At 31.2% G+C, this 18,400-nt stretch carries 22 protein-coding genes and 1 riboswitch; all 22 genes read right to left on the reverse strand.

The window, feature by feature from the left end; translation table 11 throughout:
* Nucleotides 1–16: 16 nt before the first annotated feature.
* A complete protein-coding gene (gcvT, locus tag QQM35_RS08825; protein WP_251520668.1) occupies nucleotides 17–1,108 on the reverse strand; it encodes a glycine cleavage system aminomethyltransferase GcvT in 1,092 nt (363 codons plus the stop codon).
* Between the two features lie 74 nt (nucleotides 1,109–1,182).
* Nucleotides 1,183–1,323, reverse strand: a riboswitch (glycine riboswitch).
* Nucleotides 1,320–1,793, reverse strand: coding sequence for a shikimate kinase (locus QQM35_RS08830; RefSeq protein ID WP_251520970.1), 474 nt, complete (start codon nucleotides 1,791–1,793; stop codon nucleotides 1,320–1,322). It overlaps the preceding riboswitch by 4 nt.
* 206 nt (nucleotides 1,794–1,999) lie before the next feature.
* The gene (locus QQM35_RS08835; protein WP_251520665.1) at nucleotides 2,000–2,437 is read right to left on the reverse strand and encodes a ComGF family competence protein; all 438 of its coding nucleotides are present in this window, start codon (nucleotides 2,435–2,437) and stop codon (nucleotides 2,000–2,002) included.
* The gene (locus QQM35_RS08840) at nucleotides 2,412–2,708 is read right to left on the reverse strand and encodes a hypothetical protein (protein ID WP_251520662.1); all 297 of its coding nucleotides are present in this window, start codon (nucleotides 2,706–2,708) and stop codon (nucleotides 2,412–2,414) included. The genes QQM35_RS08835 and QQM35_RS08840 overlap by 26 nt, the downstream gene beginning before the upstream one ends.
* Nucleotides 2,689–3,129, reverse strand: a complete 441-nt coding sequence (gene comGD, locus QQM35_RS08845; protein WP_251520659.1) for a competence type IV pilus minor pilin ComGD — start codon at nucleotides 3,127–3,129, stop codon at nucleotides 2,689–2,691. Before comGD ends, QQM35_RS08840 begins: the two co-directional genes overlap by 20 nt.
* Nucleotides 3,116–3,436 (reverse strand): competence type IV pilus major pilin ComGC, encoded by a 321-nt coding sequence (gene comGC, locus QQM35_RS08850; protein ID WP_251520656.1) that lies wholly within the window; start codon nucleotides 3,434–3,436, stop codon nucleotides 3,116–3,118. Before comGC ends, comGD begins: the two co-directional genes overlap by 14 nt.
* 17 nt (nucleotides 3,437–3,453) lie before the next feature.
* Complete coding sequence (gene comGB, locus QQM35_RS08855) at nucleotides 3,454–4,521, reverse strand: competence type IV pilus assembly protein ComGB (RefSeq protein ID WP_251942891.1); 1,068 nt, start codon at nucleotides 4,519–4,521, stop codon at nucleotides 3,454–3,456.
* Nucleotides 4,493–5,467, reverse strand: a complete 975-nt coding sequence (gene comGA / locus QQM35_RS08860; protein WP_251942889.1) for a competence type IV pilus ATPase ComGA — start codon at nucleotides 5,465–5,467, stop codon at nucleotides 4,493–4,495. The genes comGB and comGA overlap by 29 nt, the downstream gene beginning before the upstream one ends.
* 52 nt (nucleotides 5,468–5,519) lie before the next feature.
* Nucleotides 5,520–6,143 carry an MBL fold metallo-hydrolase gene (locus QQM35_RS08865; protein WP_251520650.1) on the reverse strand — a complete coding sequence of 208 codons (624 nt, stop codon included), beginning with the start codon at nucleotides 6,141–6,143 and terminating at the stop codon, nucleotides 5,520–5,522.
* A complete protein-coding gene (locus tag QQM35_RS08870; protein WP_251520646.1) occupies nucleotides 6,143–6,469 on the reverse strand; it encodes an MTH1187 family thiamine-binding protein in 327 nt (108 codons plus the stop codon). Before QQM35_RS08870 ends, QQM35_RS08865 begins: the two co-directional genes overlap by 1 nt.
* Nucleotides 6,469–7,455 (reverse strand): glucokinase, encoded by a 987-nt coding sequence (locus tag QQM35_RS08875; RefSeq protein WP_251942885.1) that lies wholly within the window; start codon nucleotides 7,453–7,455, stop codon nucleotides 6,469–6,471. Before QQM35_RS08875 ends, QQM35_RS08870 begins: the two co-directional genes overlap by 1 nt.
* A gap of 399 nt (nucleotides 7,456–7,854) precedes the next feature.
* A complete protein-coding gene (locus tag QQM35_RS08880; RefSeq protein ID WP_251520638.1) occupies nucleotides 7,855–8,058 on the reverse strand; it encodes a YqgQ family protein in 204 nt (67 codons plus the stop codon).
* Nucleotide 8,059: 1 nt separating this feature from the next.
* The gene (locus QQM35_RS08885) at nucleotides 8,060–9,499 is read right to left on the reverse strand and encodes a rhomboid family intramembrane serine protease (RefSeq protein WP_251520635.1); all 1,440 of its coding nucleotides are present in this window, start codon (nucleotides 9,497–9,499) and stop codon (nucleotides 8,060–8,062) included.
* 11 nt (nucleotides 9,500–9,510) lie between these two features.
* On the reverse strand, nucleotides 9,511–10,053 hold the full coding sequence (locus QQM35_RS08890) for a 5-formyltetrahydrofolate cyclo-ligase (RefSeq protein ID WP_251520632.1): 543 nt from the start codon (nucleotides 10,051–10,053) through the stop codon (nucleotides 9,511–9,513).
* A 384-nt stretch (nucleotides 10,054–10,437) separates the two neighbouring features.
* Nucleotides 10,438–10,587 carry a 50S ribosomal protein L33 gene (rpmG, locus tag QQM35_RS08895; RefSeq protein ID WP_251520629.1) on the reverse strand — a complete coding sequence of 50 codons (150 nt, stop codon included), beginning with the start codon at nucleotides 10,585–10,587 and terminating at the stop codon, nucleotides 10,438–10,440.
* A 103-nt stretch (nucleotides 10,588–10,690) separates the two neighbouring features.
* Nucleotides 10,691–12,883 (reverse strand): penicillin-binding transpeptidase domain-containing protein, encoded by a 2,193-nt coding sequence (locus QQM35_RS08900; RefSeq protein ID WP_342610337.1) that lies wholly within the window; start codon nucleotides 12,881–12,883, stop codon nucleotides 10,691–10,693.
* 198 nt (nucleotides 12,884–13,081) lie between these two features.
* The gene (locus QQM35_RS08905) at nucleotides 13,082–13,681 is read right to left on the reverse strand and encodes a superoxide dismutase (RefSeq protein WP_251520623.1); all 600 of its coding nucleotides are present in this window, start codon (nucleotides 13,679–13,681) and stop codon (nucleotides 13,082–13,084) included.
* Between the two features lie 220 nt (nucleotides 13,682–13,901).
* Entirely contained in the window at nucleotides 13,902–14,315 is a 414-nt protein-coding gene (locus QQM35_RS08910; protein ID WP_251520619.1) for a Fur family transcriptional regulator, read from the reverse strand.
* On the reverse strand, nucleotides 14,302–15,165 hold the full coding sequence (locus tag QQM35_RS08915) for a metal ABC transporter permease (RefSeq protein ID WP_251520617.1): 864 nt from the start codon (nucleotides 15,163–15,165) through the stop codon (nucleotides 14,302–14,304). The genes QQM35_RS08910 and QQM35_RS08915 overlap by 14 nt, the downstream gene beginning before the upstream one ends.
* Complete coding sequence (locus tag QQM35_RS08920) at nucleotides 15,162–15,935, reverse strand: metal ABC transporter ATP-binding protein (RefSeq protein ID WP_251520614.1); 774 nt, start codon at nucleotides 15,933–15,935, stop codon at nucleotides 15,162–15,164. Before QQM35_RS08920 ends, QQM35_RS08915 begins: the two co-directional genes overlap by 4 nt.
* Nucleotides 15,936–16,104: 169 nt before the next feature.
* Nucleotides 16,105–16,995, reverse strand: coding sequence for a deoxyribonuclease IV (locus QQM35_RS08925; RefSeq protein ID WP_251520611.1), 891 nt, complete (start codon nucleotides 16,993–16,995; stop codon nucleotides 16,105–16,107).
* A gap of 9 nt (nucleotides 16,996–17,004) precedes the next feature.
* On the reverse strand, nucleotides 17,005–18,336 hold the full coding sequence (locus tag QQM35_RS08930; RefSeq protein WP_251520607.1) for a DEAD/DEAH box helicase: 1,332 nt from the start codon (nucleotides 18,334–18,336) through the stop codon (nucleotides 17,005–17,007).
* Between the last annotated feature and the right edge of the window lie 64 nt (nucleotides 18,337–18,400).

Genomic DNA, 18,400 nt, shown 5'->3' on the forward strand with positions numbered 1-18,400 from the left:
ATAACACCCCTTTGTTTTATTCAGTTATATGATTTTTCTTTACAATTTTTGCTTTTACTTTTCTTTTTCTAACTTGAATAATGATTTCTTTACCCATTTCAAATGCTTCACGGTCAATTTGAGCTAAACCAATTGATTTTCCACTTGAAGGTGACTGAGTACCTGAAGTGACTATACCAATTTCATTTTCATCATTATCAAATATAATATATCCCGTTCTTGGGATACCCTTATCTATCATTTCAATACCGATTGCTCTCACTTTTGAACCATGTTCTTTTTGATCTTTCAACACAGATTTTCCTATAAATTCAGCTTCAATTAAGGGTTTAGCTGCAAAAGCTATTCCTGCTTCATATGGTGTAACTTCTTCTGTTAAATCTTGGCCGTGCAATGGCAACCCAGCTTCAAGTCTTAAAGTATCTCTTGCGCCTAAACCACATGGTTGAATATCAAATGATAATAATTTTTCCCATAAGAATTCACAATCTTCAGAATTACAATAAATTTCAAATCCATCTTCACCAGTATATCCAGACTGGGAAAGAATCACTTCTTTATCAAAAAATGAAACATGTTGTTTGAAATCAAACGGCTTCATTTCATCGATGTCGGTGTCGACATGCTCTTTTACGAATGCTCTTGCCTCAGGACCCTGTAAGGCTAATTGACCGTATTTATCTGATACATTCTGTACTTCAACGTCAAATTGTTCTGATTGTTGTTGAATCCATTCAAAATCTTTTACAGTATTGCCTGCATTCACAACTAACAAATAAACATTTTCATCTAATTTATATGTGATTAAATCATCAATGATACCGCCCTCATCATTACATAAAGCAGTATATTGAGCTTTGCTTGTAGTAACTTTGTCAGTATCGTTCGTCAATAAATATTGAACATACTTTGATGCATCTTTACCTTTAATGAGTACTTCACCCATATGACTTACATCAAATAAACCCATGCTGTTTCTGACTGCGTTATGTTCTTCTTTAATACTTGAAAATTGAACAGGCATTGCCCAACCACCAAATTCAACAATTTTAGCACCAGCATCAACAAAACTTTGATATAAAGGTGTTTTCTTTAATTCACTAGACATTCATACCCCTCCTACATTTGATATTAAAAAAACAGAGTAGACAAAGCCTACCCTGTTAATAATTTTCAGGTTTGCGTCACAGTATTATCCTTTTTGCCTGAGAGTTTCGTATAACTTGCACCTTCGGCGATGGGTATTGAACAAAATGATAAAACCTAAAATACAAAAAATTTAGGGATATTTTGCCCAACCACATTCTCTCTAATACTGATCAATCGCTATTAATATGATTCATCACAACTTCATATAAGATTGAAATTGGATTTGCACTATCTAATTTCGTGAATGCGATTTCATTATATCTTGAAACCCTTTTCAAATACAAGTCATTTAATTCTGAATAACTTTTATTGTTAGCATTGGGTCTATTAGAATCATTTTTAATCCTGTCATAGATAATATTTAAATCGCAATCTAACCAAAATACATATTGCTGTGATGCAAGTAATTTTAGAGCAGTAGCGCTTTCAATAATACCCCCACCTGTAGCTATCACATCATATTTGTTAATACATTCTTCTAAATACTTTGTTTCGAGCTTTCTAAAACCACTTTCACCACTATCTGAAAAGATTTGAGGTATCGATTTGTTTTCTTTTTTTACAATATAACTATCTAAATCAACAAATGAAAGTTGTTCATTGTTCGAAATATGTTTTGCTAAAGTGGATTTACCAGTTCCCATAAATCCGATGAAAATTAATGGATGTCTACTGTTATTTGCCAAATATATCTTCCTCTTTGATTAATATATGAAGTCGTTTTTCATATGATTTTTCTAAATTATCTAATGTTTTTTGTTGCATTGAAAATTGATAAATATTCGATGTAATTAAAGATAAATATAGCATAAAAAGAACTGTGACAAAAGGATACATGTAGGCTTTACATTTAAAAATAAATAGTTTTTTCAAATTTATGTCCACTTTCTAATAATTTAAGATGTACAACGATTGTTTTGTTTTTAATTTCATATCTGACATTCAATACATTATTAAGCATAGTAATATTTCCACCACCATTTATCGTTTTGACGATTTTAAAATTTTTAAATTCATAACGTGTTATTCTGTGCTTAGTTTTCATTATAAGTGTGTCATTACTAATGTTTGTATGAAATTCTGCATTTTTTGCTGACTGCAAGTCTTTAGTCATATCATATGCATAAAATTCTAATTCAACAAAAGCTGGATTATTGTAAACCTGATGGATGGTAGATGATGTTTTTATTAATATAGGTACTACTGATAATATTAATACAGTGATAAAAAGTGTAAAAATAGCTTCTATATACGTAAAAGCATTAATTCTTCGTATAACATTTTTCATCCTTTGTTCCCTTTTTAGCAATACATAATTTTTTGGCGTCTAGTTTTATTTTATATTCATCTGTTGAAATACCTGATTTTAATTGATTTTTCGAAGAGTTTTGAATAATCGTAATTAGGCGCCTTTTCATTTCAATATCATTTAATTTATTTAGTGTAGTCATATTTTGCTGTTTTAACATGGGTATAAAAATAGTGCATATTGTCATTATTAGTGCAAACGAAAGTAAGGCGTCTAAACATAATGAAGCTTCACATTTTAACTTTTTCAAAACGCATACGCCCTTTTTCGATATGAAATATGATTCGATATAATTTATTTTGAATTGAAATATAAAATGAACCAAATTTATTAATATGTCCTCGCTTATCAAAAGATACATAATTTAAATTTGTGCGAGGATGAATATAACTTTCTTGTCCTAGCTCAATTGGTGGATGTCGGTGTTCCAGTTCCATTATTTTGATTTTATTTGAATATTTATCGAAAATGACTGATACATAATGTTGATTACGTATAGCTTGAGACTTAAGATAAGTAAAATGTGCAATAATGTTTTTTAATTTATGTTGATGCATTTGATTTTCGTTGATGTCGCCGTGTAAAAATTGCGTTTGTATAAAAAGTAAAATACTAATAATACCTAAAACAAAAATCATTTCTAAATAAGTAAAGGCTTTAAGAACTCGCAACTACTTCACCATTATTTATAGATAAAGTTGAACCATTTTTACATTGTTTTTGATTACTCTTAATATAACCTTCTGATACGAGGATTTCGATCGAATCTGGCTTTTTATTATGTTTCAATGTGTAAGCTTCGATTTGACTCTCAACCATTTTTATTTGAGCCTCACACCCTGTAGATTGAATATGTTTAGATTGTTTCGCTATATTTGGAATGATTAAAATAAGTAACAAACTTATAATTAAAAGCACGAGTAACATTTCAATCAAAGTAAATGCTTTAGTTTTAATAACTTTTAAATTTTTCTTCATAACTTTGCCTCCTAAAATTATTTTATTGTCTGCATCAAATCGAACATTGGTAACATGATAACGAGATATAAAGATACGATTAAAAATGCTAATAATAGAAATACACATGGTTGTATGAATTTAATAAGCGTTTGAAGTTTTCGTTCGATTCTTGTCATGATCATTTCACTAAATAGTTTTAATTCAATATCAACCTTTCCTTTTTTCTCACCTTCTTCAATAAAGGTAATTAAATCCTTATCAAAACAAGAAATATTGATTAATATTTCACTGAGACTTTGCCCTTGGTGAGTACCAAACTTTATTTCATTTGCTAAAAATAACAAGTAAGGGTCGTCATTTTGCTTGGAATAAATATCTACGATCTTTTGTAAATTTATCCCATTCTTGTAAAATAATGAAAATTCTGATGCAAGACGATAAGTTTTATATAATTTAAAAAATTGACGAATGATTGGGATGAATAATAAAAAGCGATGTTTATTATAGATTGAAAGTTTGCGAAATATGAGGAGTAATAGTAAAGAAAGTATTAATAGGAGAATAAATGTTAAAAATAAATTTCTAGGTAAAGTCATAATAAAAAGTGATAAATATAGTTGTAAATTTGAAACCTGTACATCCATATTTTGATATAAACTTTCAAACTCAGGGATAATAGTTTGATTTAAAACAACTAACATTGTGAGGAATAACCCTAATAATACGAGAGGATATTGAAGATTCTTATATAGTGCTTTCTTAGCTTTATAGTTTGCTAACATATAGTCTTCAGCATGTGCTAGACTAATCGTTAATTCACTAAACATTTCAGAAAAATATATGAGCATTACAATTGTCTTAGGGTAATTTAATATCTTTAAAATGTCAGAACAATTCGCACCGTTCTTTAATTCATTTAAAATATTTTCAGTCAAACGGGGAGAACAAAATTTAATATTAGATAATAAGAACGTAAATGCTTCCGATAGAGTAAAACCATGGCTTATTAAATTGCGTAGTCTTTGTAGTATCTCTATCTTTTCATAATCATTTAATTTACGATAGCGAAAGAAATTATAAATATCTTTCAATCGTTGATTCACAAATCACTCCCTCCTTCGACATTTGTTTTAGGTAATATGTTAAGTTTTGAAAATCATTAGGTAATGATAAACCATTATCGAAGAAGTATTTAATATCATTCTTTGTGAGATGCTCATAAATTAATTTTCTTTGTTGATCAGATGTTGTTACTAAACGTTGACTAAGCATGCTTATAATAGATTGGCATATTTCTTGTTTACTGATTCCCATTTCTAATAATCTTAACAATGCTCCTTTACAATCACTGGAATGTAAGGTAGATAAAACGAGGTGACCGCTAAGACTAGCTTGGATAACATATTTAGCAATTGAAGCATCTCTTATTTCACCAATTAAAATCACATCGGGATCACACCTTAATATCGCTTTAAATGAAGAAGCATAATTAATCCCTGCCTTTTCATTTATTGAAATTTGAGTTATGCCTTTCACTAGTCTTTCAACAGGATCTTCTACAGTTATGATATTGAGATTTAAATGTTCTTTCGCATACAATACCATGTTATACATTAAAGTGCTCTTACCTGATCCAGTAGGCCCACTAAATAATATCAATCCTTGTTTCTTATTCATTAACCGGTATAAATTATCAATATTATTTACTTGGCTTTGCTTTTGAAAATATTGGGGAATAATGCGGATAACACAACTTTCATTTCCAAGTGACAAAGGTAACGTTGATATACGTAAAAAATACAATTGCTTTAATTTATACAAGTGTCTACCACTTTGGGCACTGTTATGATTTGAAACATCTAAACCAGCTTGATATTTCATAAAGGTTAATAATTTCTTATAAAGCTGTAATTGTATCGTCTCTACATCAATAAACTGGTCATTTACACGAAATTTGAGCGCGACCTCTTGTTCTGACGGGATAAAATGAATATCACTCGCTTCTTGTTCAATGGCTTTATTAATTATATTACGAAACAACTGTTTCAAAAAAATCACCTCCTACATATATACACGTAGGAGGTCGTTGTTTTACTTTAATTTATCCATTTATAAAAGGATTGTTTTCTTCTTCTGCCGCTGTAGTATATTCACCATGGCCTGGGAATAATGGCAAATCGTCTTCAAGTTCAAATAGTTTATCTTTAATTGAATCAATTAAAGTTTCGTAATCACTTTTGTATAAGTCTGTACGCCCAATACCTTGTTTAAATAAAGTATCACCGACAACTGCAAAATCGTCAAATACATAAGTTAAACTTCCTGATGAATGACCTGGCGTATGAAGTACTTTAAATTTGAAACCTTCAATTTCAGTATTCCCTTCATCTAAAGGCTTTGGTTGAACTTGGCTAGTTACTTTTTCAAAGCCACGTGGAACCAATTTAGCCGATCCATTTTTCTCTGGGTCTGTTAAGAAATCGAATTCCTCACGATGCATATAAACTGGCACATCATAATGCTGAGCAATATCATCCAGTGCACCGATGTGGTCGAAGTGTGCATGTGTTAATAAAATTGCTTTTACCGGTTTATTAATTTGATTGACCTTTTTAATGATTAAATCGCTGTCACTCGCAGGATCAACTATAATTAAATCTTGATCATTTTCTATAAAATACGTATTTGTATCTGCAATACCTAATGTTAATTTTGAAATTCTCATTATTTATCTACACCTTTATTTAAATGACTTTCTACTGCTTGAATTTTATCATCCATTTTACGAGATTTATCACGTCTATCATCAATTCTAATATTTGTGCATACACGGTCAAGTCCTTTATTGAATGGTAACTCATGAATTGCTTGTACCACTTCGAATAAATCCTTTAAATCCCCTTCAATTAACGTGTTCATAGGTGTAAGTTGATAATCAATTTTACCTTCTGCTTTATATTCCTTTAACTTTGTTTGAATTTCTGCAATATACTGACTAACACTTGGACCTTCAGTACCTACTGGAATTACAACTACGTCTACAATTGCCATTATTTAACACCGTCCTTCTCTAATATATAAGTATATATGAGTCCTGCTGCACCTGTTATTCCGGCATCGTTACCTAGCTCGGCTTGAACAATTTCCGTTCCTTCTTGCGCTGGAGAAAATGTGATATTTCTATATTCTGTTTTAATATTTTCGATTAGAATTAACCCTGCTGTTGACATTCCACCACCGAGCACAATATATTTAGGGTTACTCGTAACGCTTAATATACTACATAAGTATGCAATATAGTTTGCCACGCGCTCAGTTATGAAAATACAAAATTGATCGCCCGCTTTAGCAGCATCAAAAACAGCTTTGGCTGTAACTTTATTTTCTTTGATTAAATGTAGTATAGATGATTTGAACGTTAATTTTGGATAGTAGAAATTAACTAAATTTACAACACCGGTAGCCGATGCAACAGTTTCTATACACCCTGATTTGCCGCAGTTACATTTAAAACGTTGATCTTGGTCTACTCTAAAGTGGCCTATTTCAGCTCCAGAACCATTATGTCCGTGGACGATTTCACCATTTGAAATAATGCCTCCACCTAATCCTGTTCCTAAAGTTATTGCGACAACATCATCTGCACCTTGTCCAGCACCTTTATGTTTTTCACCTAACGCAGCTACATTGGCATCATTGTCTACAAAAACGGGACAATCGACAAATTGTTCATATATGTTACGCACATTTACTACTTCTTTCCAGTATAAATTTACTGCACCGTAAACTTCACCTGTTGCAAAATTGACAGGACCTGGCACCCCAATACCAACACCTAAAACATCACTCATCGTATAGTTAGATTTTTCCACATGTTCAACGAGTGAATCGTGTATATTTTTCAATAATTGATAACCTGTCGAATCTGAAGTATCTGTATCTATGGACCACTTAGATAATCTTTCTAAATTTTCATCAAAGATACCTAATTTACAAGTCGTACCACCTATATCTGCTGCTAAAATAATTTTCTTCATCAATTACTCATCCTTCTTGAATTAAGATTCAAACATACAATTATAGTTGCAATAATACATGTTAAAAAGCATTTCAAATAATATTTAAATGAAACAATATGTAATATTTTTACTTATTAAATAAAAAGACAAATTGCTCTATAATTGAATGAAAAAATCGAATATGGTTTTTCTATTAGAATTACAATAGAATCTGTATTTATACCTATTTTAATATTAATACTTTATCAATTGCAATTATAATCAACTTGTTTAACTACGATAAGTCGCATGAATATTAATAAATCATATACACATAATTAAATAAAAAAGAGGAAGGAATTACCTTAGTAAGCTCTGAACATTTACTTAATGGTTAATGTCTCAGGTACCTTGGATTCCTACCTCTTCAGTGAATCATTATTTTTCTTTTTGTCGTTGATTAATAATTAATATACATTGTAAGTAATCATTTTTTGAGATTAAATCATATTGGTAAAGTGATTTAATTTCTTGTTTCATCATCTCATACATATCATCTTTATCCTTGAAATAAATAATAAAGCCGAATTGTTTCAATAATTGTTGCACATCATAAAATGTTGCAAGCTTTTGTTGCTTCAAATTAATCGCTCAACTCTTTTTGTAAATCTTTATAGTCTGAATTGTTTGGATCAATTTTTACTGCTTTTTTAATGTACTTTTTGGCTTTATCATTATCGTTTAAGGATCTATTCGCAACTGCAAGTTGATAATTGAGTAAACCTGAATCAGGATAATGATCTAAGCCTCGTTTCCAACTTGCCATGCCTTCTGATTTAGATGAACGTTCTGAAGTAATTAATCCACTTAAATAATACGTTTGCGCATCTGCATAGTTTTTCTTGAAAGTTTGATCAACCATTTTGTCTGCTTTAGAATAGTTACCCTTTTTCATTTCTTTTGTAATGATGGCATTATAAATATTTACTTCCTTAATTGTAAACAAACGTATTTGTGCAGCAATAAAAAGTAATAAAATGATAATTACTACAATCCAAAATCGGTTACGATCTTTATGAAAGTAATACCCCATTAAAGTAATTAATGCACCACCAATAAAACCACCAATATGCGCTACGATATTCACGTTACTCATTAATAAAGATAATAATATTAAAATTGCGATTACAACGAGTAATTGGATAATCAATTTACGATCGTATTTTTGACTCAAATACATAAATACAATTATTGCACCGATTAAACCAAATATCGCACCACTTGCTCCAACCGACACTGTATCGGTATTAAATGAAAGTGAAGCAAAGTTAGCAAAAATCCCAGAAATAATAAAGATGCCTAACATTCGCCATGAACCAATAATCGATTCAACAATCTTACCAAAAATAAATAAACTCAACATATTCATGAATATGTGTTCAAAATTGTAATGTAAGAAGATTGAGCTAATTAATCGATACCATTCACCATGTACGACATTAAAGTGTACAAGTCCTCCAACATCTAGCAGTTTAATATCTGAAAAATGATTTAAATAAACAATCATAAACAGCCATATAATGACATTAATCGCAATGAGACTATATGTAACGGGCGCGAATTTAATCATATGTTTTTCTAATTCACCATTATGTAATACACGATTTTTATAAAAAGTTGGCGTTTGCTTTTCACGTCTAGAATATAGCTGTTTTATAGCGAAATTAGGTAGTAACTGGTCAATTTGGTGTTCTTCTCTTATTACTTTAACTTTTAATTTGATCGGGTCAGTTTCATCTAAATGTTCATCGGCAAAGGTTTTTTCTGTAAATATATATAAATTAAAATGCTTCGGTTCGAAATCTAAATAAGAAGTAATATCTTCTTGATGATCAATAATACGTTCTTTAGAGAATCTTACTTCTTGTGTTGTATTGGCGCCATTTTTAAAAACGACGACGCTTTGTTTACGTTTATTTGCTAACCATATTTCATCATCCTGTTGATTTCTATGGACAACTTCATAATTAAGATACTTTATCCATGTGTATATTGTTTTCCAATAATGTTTTTCAGTATACATCTTTACCTCCATTATTTTGTTGTAGCGACCAACAATTTACTCACTGGTTGATCATGCGATTCTGGTTCAAAATCACTAAGTTGAAAATCATAAATTAAACTGAGTGTTGTAGGGTTAAATTGATGTAAAAATTTATCAAAATAACCGCCACCATAACCGATTCTATAACCAGTTTGGTTAAAAACTACGCCAGGTACGACGACTAAATCTAATTGATTGGATAATTCAGTTTCTCCCATTACTTGATATATACCTTTTTCGTCTTTATCAATTTGTTGGAGGTTGAGTAATCTTTTAAAAGTCATACTTTTTTCTTGATAATTAGTATTGGGTACAAATACTTGTTTTCCATCATCTAAAATTTGTTTAATAATTGAATATGTATCTACTTCGTGAGACATCGAAAGCACAATTCCAATTCGATGAGCATTCAAGTATTCCTCAGTATCAAATAAAAGGTCAGCTAAATAAGCGTCTATATCCGACTTATTTGAGTTATATGAAAACTTTTTCATTTTATCAATCATTGATTTACGTAAACTTTTCTTATCCAAGTCGTCACCTTCCTGCATTCCATACTAATCTTATTATAACGTTTTAAGTTTTTGATGTCATCAAACTTTGATTTATGTATTTTTCATGATTACTTTTACTATCAAAACAAAACTTAACACAAAATAATTCAAAAGTTATACATATTAAAAATGAGTCTGAGACAAAAATAGATGTCTCAGACTCTTAATCAATTTGGCAATATATAACTGAATTGAAAATACGCTTTTATCAAGCTTTTTCAATTTCTAGTCATCCTTGCCGAGGAGGGACAGCGAATACTCTATTAGAAAATTCGATTTCTGTTCCACTCCCATTTTTATTAATTAGTTATATACTCGAATAAATGTGATATTGAGCAATAAATTTACCTTAAGTTAAGGTTATTATTTCGTTTCACGGTGAAGTGTGTGCTTATTTTCTCTAGCACAGTGTTTTTTCATTTCGATACGTTCAGGATTTGTACGTTTATTTTTTGTAGTAATGTAATTTCTTTCTCCACATTCTGTGCAAGCTAATGTAACATTTACGCGCATGTTATTTCCTCCTTACCTTTTAAAATACGACCTATTTATAATACCATTTACAATTAAAAATGAAAAGTACTATTTGATTAAAATCGTATGATTGCAAGCTTTATTAGTTATTATTATTCACTAGATTATTTTGTGCGTTCGCTCCGTTTTGTACGTTTCTATTATTTTGGTTAATGGCTTGGTTGGCATTTCGGCCGTTATTTTGTGGTTGTTTATTTTCTTGTTTATTTTCTTGCTTATTTTCTTTTTCTTCTTTATCTCGTTTGAAATAATAATTGATTACATCGCGACCTAAATCGCCACCGTTTAACCATGGTGGTGGAACAGGTTGGTTTGTATAAACAATTGAGAAAGCAAGTTTCGGATTTTTCTGTGGTGCATAGCCTATATAAGTTTGGTTAACACGTGATTCTCCATCTTGATAAACCTCAGCAGTACCAGTCTTACCAGCAGATGGAACGACAGTATCTTTAAAGCTTTGATAACCCGTACCTTCTTTTTCATTAAATGCCATCTTGAACCCTTCTTGAACTTGTTTTATTTCTGAAGGTTTATTATTGACTTTATTTAATACGGTACCTTTGATTTTATTTTTTACTGGTCCAAGGCTATCTTTGTTATTTGCTTTTCTAATTTCTTCACCAATGTGTGGTTGAATTCTGTAACCATTATTTCCGATAGTTGAAACATATTGTGCAAGTTGCATTGGTGTATATGTGTCAAACTGACCAATTGCTAAATCTAAGTAATTACCTGGGTTGTTCGTTAATGGTTCTATTTGACCAACTGTTTCATTTGGTAGATCAATACCTGTCTTAACACCTAAACCAACTTGATTTAAACCTTTACGTAATTTCTTACCAGCATCAGAAATATCTGGTGGTAATGTCATATTTGGCGAGAATGGTTTACCTGCTAATTTCAAGGCTGTTTTAAACATGTAAACGTTTGATGAGTGCATTAACGCTTCTTTATCGTTAATCTTTACTTTGCCTTTTTTGTTAAAGTAAGAACGTTTCGTTAATCCACCAGCAAATTTTAATGGAGTATCGATCATTTCATCACCGACATCTATAGCATTGTTTTGATAACCAGCTAGTAAAGTACCACCTTTTACTGATGATCCAACTGCAAATTGTGAAGTAAACGTACCGATATCATAATCTTTCATATCTCCGTCCTTATCAATTTGCTTACCTGCCATTGCTAAAATATCACCGTTATTAGGATTTTGTACCACAATCATGGCATTATCCATATCTTTGGCACCCTGACTACGTAATTTTTTAATTTGTTTTTCAAGATAGTCTTCAGTTTTTTTCTGTAAATCAATATCAATGCTTAATACAAGGTCATCTCCTCGTGAACCTTTACTAATCACTTTAGAATCAACCACATTACCTGATTTATCCGTAGTGTATTTCATATTTTTCTTTTTACCTTTTAAAACATCATTATATTGATATTCTAAATAAGACTTACCTACACGATCATTACGAGAATAACCCTTAGCTAAATACTTATCAACGAGTTCTTTCGGTATACCTTCTTCAGGAGTTGATACATCACCAAATATACTTCTTAGAGTATCTTTATAAGGATATTTTCTATCCCAATCAGTAGTCGTATTCACGCCTGGTAAATCAGGTAATTTTTGTGCTACTCTAGCGTATTCTTCATCAGACACATCATCATTTTTAATCGTTTGTGGATCCATTGGAGATCCTGACATCATTTGTCGATAAATCGCAAGTATTTGTAAGTCTTTATCTGATAACTTGTCAGTTTGCTTTGCAGTTATCTTTTTATAAAGCGTCTTATCGTATTCTTCTTGAGAAATACTACCATCATTGAGCAGTTGCTCTTCTTCCTTCATTAGCGCTTTGGCTTTTTTAGGGTGTATTTGAATCCAATAGTCCTCTTTATCTCGTGGTGTAATTTTTTTAGTATCCATTTTGATTAATTTTGATAAATCTCTTGCTGTTTTTAAAACTTCTTTTTGTGAGGTTTTCTTACCTCTCGTATATGTAATTGCTTTCTTTGAAGCATTGTCAACTAGGACTTTTCCATTTCTATCTAGAATGCGTCCTCGCGGTACAGCTTCGTTCATTGTTATGTTTTCACTATTTTTTATTTGTTGGTTGTAATGAGAACCTTGAGCAATTTGTAAATACCCTAACCTGAGAACAACTACTGCAAAGATAAATACGATGACGCCAAATAAAAAACCAATTCTTTTATTCATCGTATTTCTAGCTTTTTCTTCTTTTGTTTTTTCCTTTAGTCTTTTTAACACATTAACATACCTCTATTCAAAAGTTCTCAATACAAATGATATATTAAATCACTAAAGATTTCTATTATTTTAATTAAAAAAGTGTGTAGATTGGAAATCTTACTGATATAGTAGATTTCAAAATCTCACACATAATAATATAAATAAGAGAAGGCTGGGGCATTATCATGTCCCAGCCTTTACTGACGCTTTATTTAATTATTTTGCAGCGTTATATAATTCGTCAACTTTTTCCCAATTAACTACATTCCAGAATGCACTGATGTAGTCAGGACGTTTGTTTTGATATTTAAGGTAATAAGCATGTTCCCAAACGTCTAAGCCAAGGATAGGTGTTTTACCTTCAGTAATTGGATTGTCTTGGTTAGGAGTTGTAACGATTTCTAATTTACCATCGTTAACTACTAACCATGCCCAACCTGAACCGAAACGAGCTGCAGCTTTGTCTGCGAATTCTTTTTTGAATTCATCTAAAGAACCCCATTGTTCTTTAATTTTATCAACTACAGTACCTTTTTCTTCAGAGTTAGGAGTTAATAATTCCCAGAATAATGAGTGGTTTAAGTGTCCGCCACCATTATTACGAACAGCTGTTTGAATATCTTCTGGTACACTATCTAAGTTAGCAACGATTTCTTCGATTGACTTAGATTCTAAGTCAGTACCTTCGATTGCACTATTTAATTTAGTTACATAAGTGTTATGGTGTTTGTCATGGTGAATTTCCATAGTTTCTTTATCGATATGTGGTTCCAATGCGTCGAAACCATAAGGTAAGTTTGGTAATTCAAAAGCCATAATTAATCATCCTCCTAATTAATGTTAAATAAAGCATAACAACTAATATAAATGACAACAATCAATATGCTTAACAAACTATCATGCATGTCAATTAAAATTATGTGTCATCTTTAACTACATTTATAGTATATCTCAAATAGCGATGTTTTAAACATTTACGGCTCATGATCATTAGAATTCAGACTAATGGCCTATGTTTTAACTTCGTTTGTTCGACTTATACTGTCTGGCAATGTTCACAAACACCATAAACCTCTAATTTGTGAGTATTGATACTTACTTTTGGAAGTTGAGATTTTACTTCTTCTAACGGACAGAAATCAATAACTTTAGTTTCTCCACAAGTTTCACAAATAAAGTGATGATGATGATGGTTTGTACATGCAATTCTAAATTTCATTTCACCATCAAATTCAGTACTTTCTACAATACCTAAATCTTTAAATAAATGTAGATTACGATAAACTGTATCAAATGAAATACCTGGAAAATGTTTATCCATTTTTTGCTGAACATGTTTCGCATTGATGTATTTATCTTCAGAAACAAAAATGTCTAATATTGTACGTCTTTTATCAGTGTACTTATGCCCTTCTTGTTTAAGAATATCAATTGCTTCATTTGTTTCCATCAATAACAGCTCCTTTATTTGATCTCAATTTTAAACGTTGATAAACCATCGTTATTGCTAATAATAATACTAGTAGTACGACGATAACGCCACCAGGAGAAATATTCATATAGAAAGATAAAATTAAACCACCTACTACAGAACATTCTCCAATTACAATACTAGTGATAATCAATTGTTTAAATCCTTTTGTAAATCGCATTGCAATTGCGACAGGTAGAGTGATTAAAGCACTTACTAGTAAAATACCTACAACGCGCATTGATGCAGAAATTACCATTGCTACGATTATAATGAATACGAATTGAATCCATTTAGGAATGCCTATAACTTTACTATATTCCTCATCGAAAGATAAAATGAATAATTCTTTATAAAATATTAAAATAAATGCAACTGCAATAATCACAATCACGATAATCGTCAACAAATCACTTTGAGTTACTGCACTAATCGAACCGAATAACAGTCCGACGATTTCTTGGTTAAAACCATCCGATAAAGATATAAAAATAGCACTTAAAGCTATGCCAGCACTCATAATGATGGGGATAGCTATTTCTTGATAATTACTATACATACTTCTTAAGTTTTCAATTAACAGTGCACCGACAATTGCAAATAAAATACCGAACCACATTGGATTAAGGAAAGTTAAAGCAGGAAAGATGGTTAAAACAAACATTCCGAAAGAAATACCACCGAGTGTCACGTGGCTCAGTGCATCAGCAATCAATGATAACCTACGCACCACAATAAATGCTCCAATTAACGGAGCTAGAAAACCAATTAGCATCCCACTTAATAAGGAATACCTCATGAAGTCGAAATTCAATAATGCCTCAATCATGATGTACAACACTCCCTATCATGTTGGTGATCGACAAATTGGATTGGATGTCCATATATTTTCGAAATTTCAACCTCATCCAACGATTTAAAGGCTTCTGTAGTCCCATGGAAATGTAAATGTTTATTTAAACATGCCACTTCTGTAGCTGTATCTGCCACCACACCTATGTCGTGTGTAACTAAAATAATAGTTACACCTTCATGCTTTAATCTTTCTAGCGTTTCGTAAAATTCACTTACATGTTTTGCATCTATACCGTTTGTAGGCTCATCTAGTACAAGCACACTTGGATCGCTTATCAAGGCTCTGGCAACGAGTACACGTTGTTGTTGACCTCCTGATAGTTCGGCTATATTTTTATCAATTAAATGTTCAATATTCAATCTTTTAAGTACAGTTTGAACCTTACGTTCGTCATTTTTATTGAACCATTTACCTAGCTTTTTACGTTTAGTTAAGCCACTTATTACGACTTCTTTAACACTAGCTGGGAATCCCGCTTTAAATGCTTGAGCTTTTTGAGAAACGTAACTTACTTTCAAAGACGACTGTTTACCGTTATAGTCATTGCCATCGACTAATATTTCTCCATTTTGTAAAGGTAGTAAGCCCAGTATAAGTTTCAATAACGTAGATTTACCGGCACCGTTCGGCCCTACAATTGCAAGAAAGGTACCTCTATTTATTTTAATATTGATGTTCTCTAACACACGTTTGTTATCAAAATGATAATTTATATTTTTTAATTCAAAAACTGGTGTAGTCATGTTTTCACCTCGTACTATACTATACATGGGTCATACAATTATGTAAATAGTAATCTTTACGAATTATAAAAAGAGTAGAACGTCAAAAACTGCTTTTAAACAGATTTAACATTCTACTCTTACTTTATTTATGAAAGTTTAATTAATTAATGAAAAAACGTAAGGTCAATTATTCATTCAACAATTTGTTTTTTAATTCTGAATCAAATTGTTGTTGTTTAAGCATTTCTATTTCTAGTTTGTATGGTGGCTTTTTGCTTTTCTTATCTTCACCAACAAATGGTGTCTCTAATATTTTTGGAATATCTTTAAATGTATCGTGATGTACTACGTAGTTTAATGCATCGAAGCCGATATAACCGAAGCCAATATTTTCGTGTCTATCTTTATGAGCACCAATATCGTTTTTACTATCGTTCACATGAACAACTTTAATTCGATCGACTCCAATGATTTTATCAAATTCATTTAATACACCATCGAAATCTTCTTTTACATTGTATCCAGCATCATGTGTATGGCATGTATCAAAGCATATTGATAAACGTTCATTATGATTTACACCATCGATAATTCTAGCGATTTCTTCAAATGATCTTCCGACTTCTGATCCTTTACCCGCCATAGTTTCTAACGCGATTCTAACATCATTATCTTTAGTTAATACTTCATTCAAACCTTCAATTATTTTTGCAATACCTTTATCTGCACCTTCGCCAACGTGGGAACCAGGATGAAGTACGATGTCTTTCGCGCCGATCGCTTGCGTTCTTTCAATTTCACTTTGTAGAAACTCCACACCTAAATCAAATACATGTGGTTTTACAGTATTTGCGATATTAATAATATAAGGCGCATGAACAACAATATTTGATAAACCTTGTTCTTTCATGACTTCTTGACCTTTTTCAATATTTAATTCTTCAATAGGTTTACGGCGCGTATTTTGAGGAGCCCCGGTATAAATCATAAAGGTAGATTCACCTAAACGGGCAGCTTCTTCTGCAGAACCTTGTAACATTTTTTTGCCATTCATAGAAACGTGAGATCCTAATAACATATCGTTCACCTATCCTTTTCTATTTTTACGTCGTTGTTGCTTACTGTATTGTTTACGCTCTTTTTGTTTTAATTCTTCTAAATTACGCTTGAATTTCTTTTTATAACCAGGCTTAACCTTTTTATTATTTCGTTTAACTTTGTGTTTAAGTTGATTTGTAAGGTGGTCATCTTTTTTCTTACGTGTTTGGCGTTTATTATGTGCATTTATTGCTTTTAATTCACCATTTTTAATATCGACATTTTCAAATTTGTATCCACGTTGTTCAATTAATGATACATTTTCTTCTTCTTCAGGACTATATAATGTTATGGCAACACCTTTATATTGACCTCTACCTGTCCTGCCGACACGGTGAGTAAAGAAATCTATATCATTTGGAACATCAAAGTTTATTACATGACTGACTCCTTCTATATCAATACCTCTGGAAGCTAAATCACTGGCAATAACAAACTGAAACTCTAAATTCCTTATGCGTTTCATTTGTTGCTTACGTTCACGTGGTGTTAAACCACCATGTATCATTCCTACTTTTATCCCTGATTCATTTAACTGCTTTGCTAATTCGTCTGCATTATCTCTACTATTACAAAATATGATACATAGATAAGGGTTTAATATATCTATAAGTTTTAAAGTCTTCTCAACTTTAACCGTACCTTTAGTAGGAATTAGATAAAATTCAATATTCTTTTTATTCTGGGTTGTATTCTCTATTTCAATGAACTCAGGGTTTTCTAAATATTTATTTAAAAATGGATGTAATGATTTAGGAATCGTAGCACTAAATACTGCAATATGGGCACTATCTTCTAATCTTGTTGCAATTAAATCCACTTCATTAATAAGACCTAAATCTATCATTAAATCGGCTTCGTCAATAACTAAATAAGATGCTAAATGAACATGAAGATCACCATTTTTCGCTAAATCATTAATACGCGTTGGCGTACCAATCACGAGTTGAGGTTGGTTTTTTACACGTTGTCGATCTCTTACAATGTCTGTACCACCAATAAATAATTTGACTGAAACATCTTTTTTGTACTCAACTAAGTGACTTGCGACATCAAATAATTGTTGAGCTAATTCTCTTGTAGGTGCTACTACTACTGCTTGTGGTTCTTTAATATCTGGATCAATCATGTGCATTAATGGTAGTAAAAACGCGTGTGATTTTCCTGTACCAGTTTGAGATTGTCCAATTAAGCTTAATTCTTTAATAATCTTTGGAATAACTCTTTGTTGAATTTCTGTTGGTTGATTAAAATTCAAATCTTTAACAGCTTCAATCAGACTTGGTTCCAAATTAAAACTTTCGAATGGGTGATTCGCCATGATTTAGCCTCCTTAAAACTTCATCTTATCCATTATAATGGATTACTAATTAATTTTGAACTAA

Source organism: Staphylococcus hsinchuensis (assembly GCF_038789205.1).
In the GTDB taxonomy this organism is placed as follows: Bacteria; Bacillota; Bacilli; order Staphylococcales; family Staphylococcaceae; genus Staphylococcus; species Staphylococcus hsinchuensis.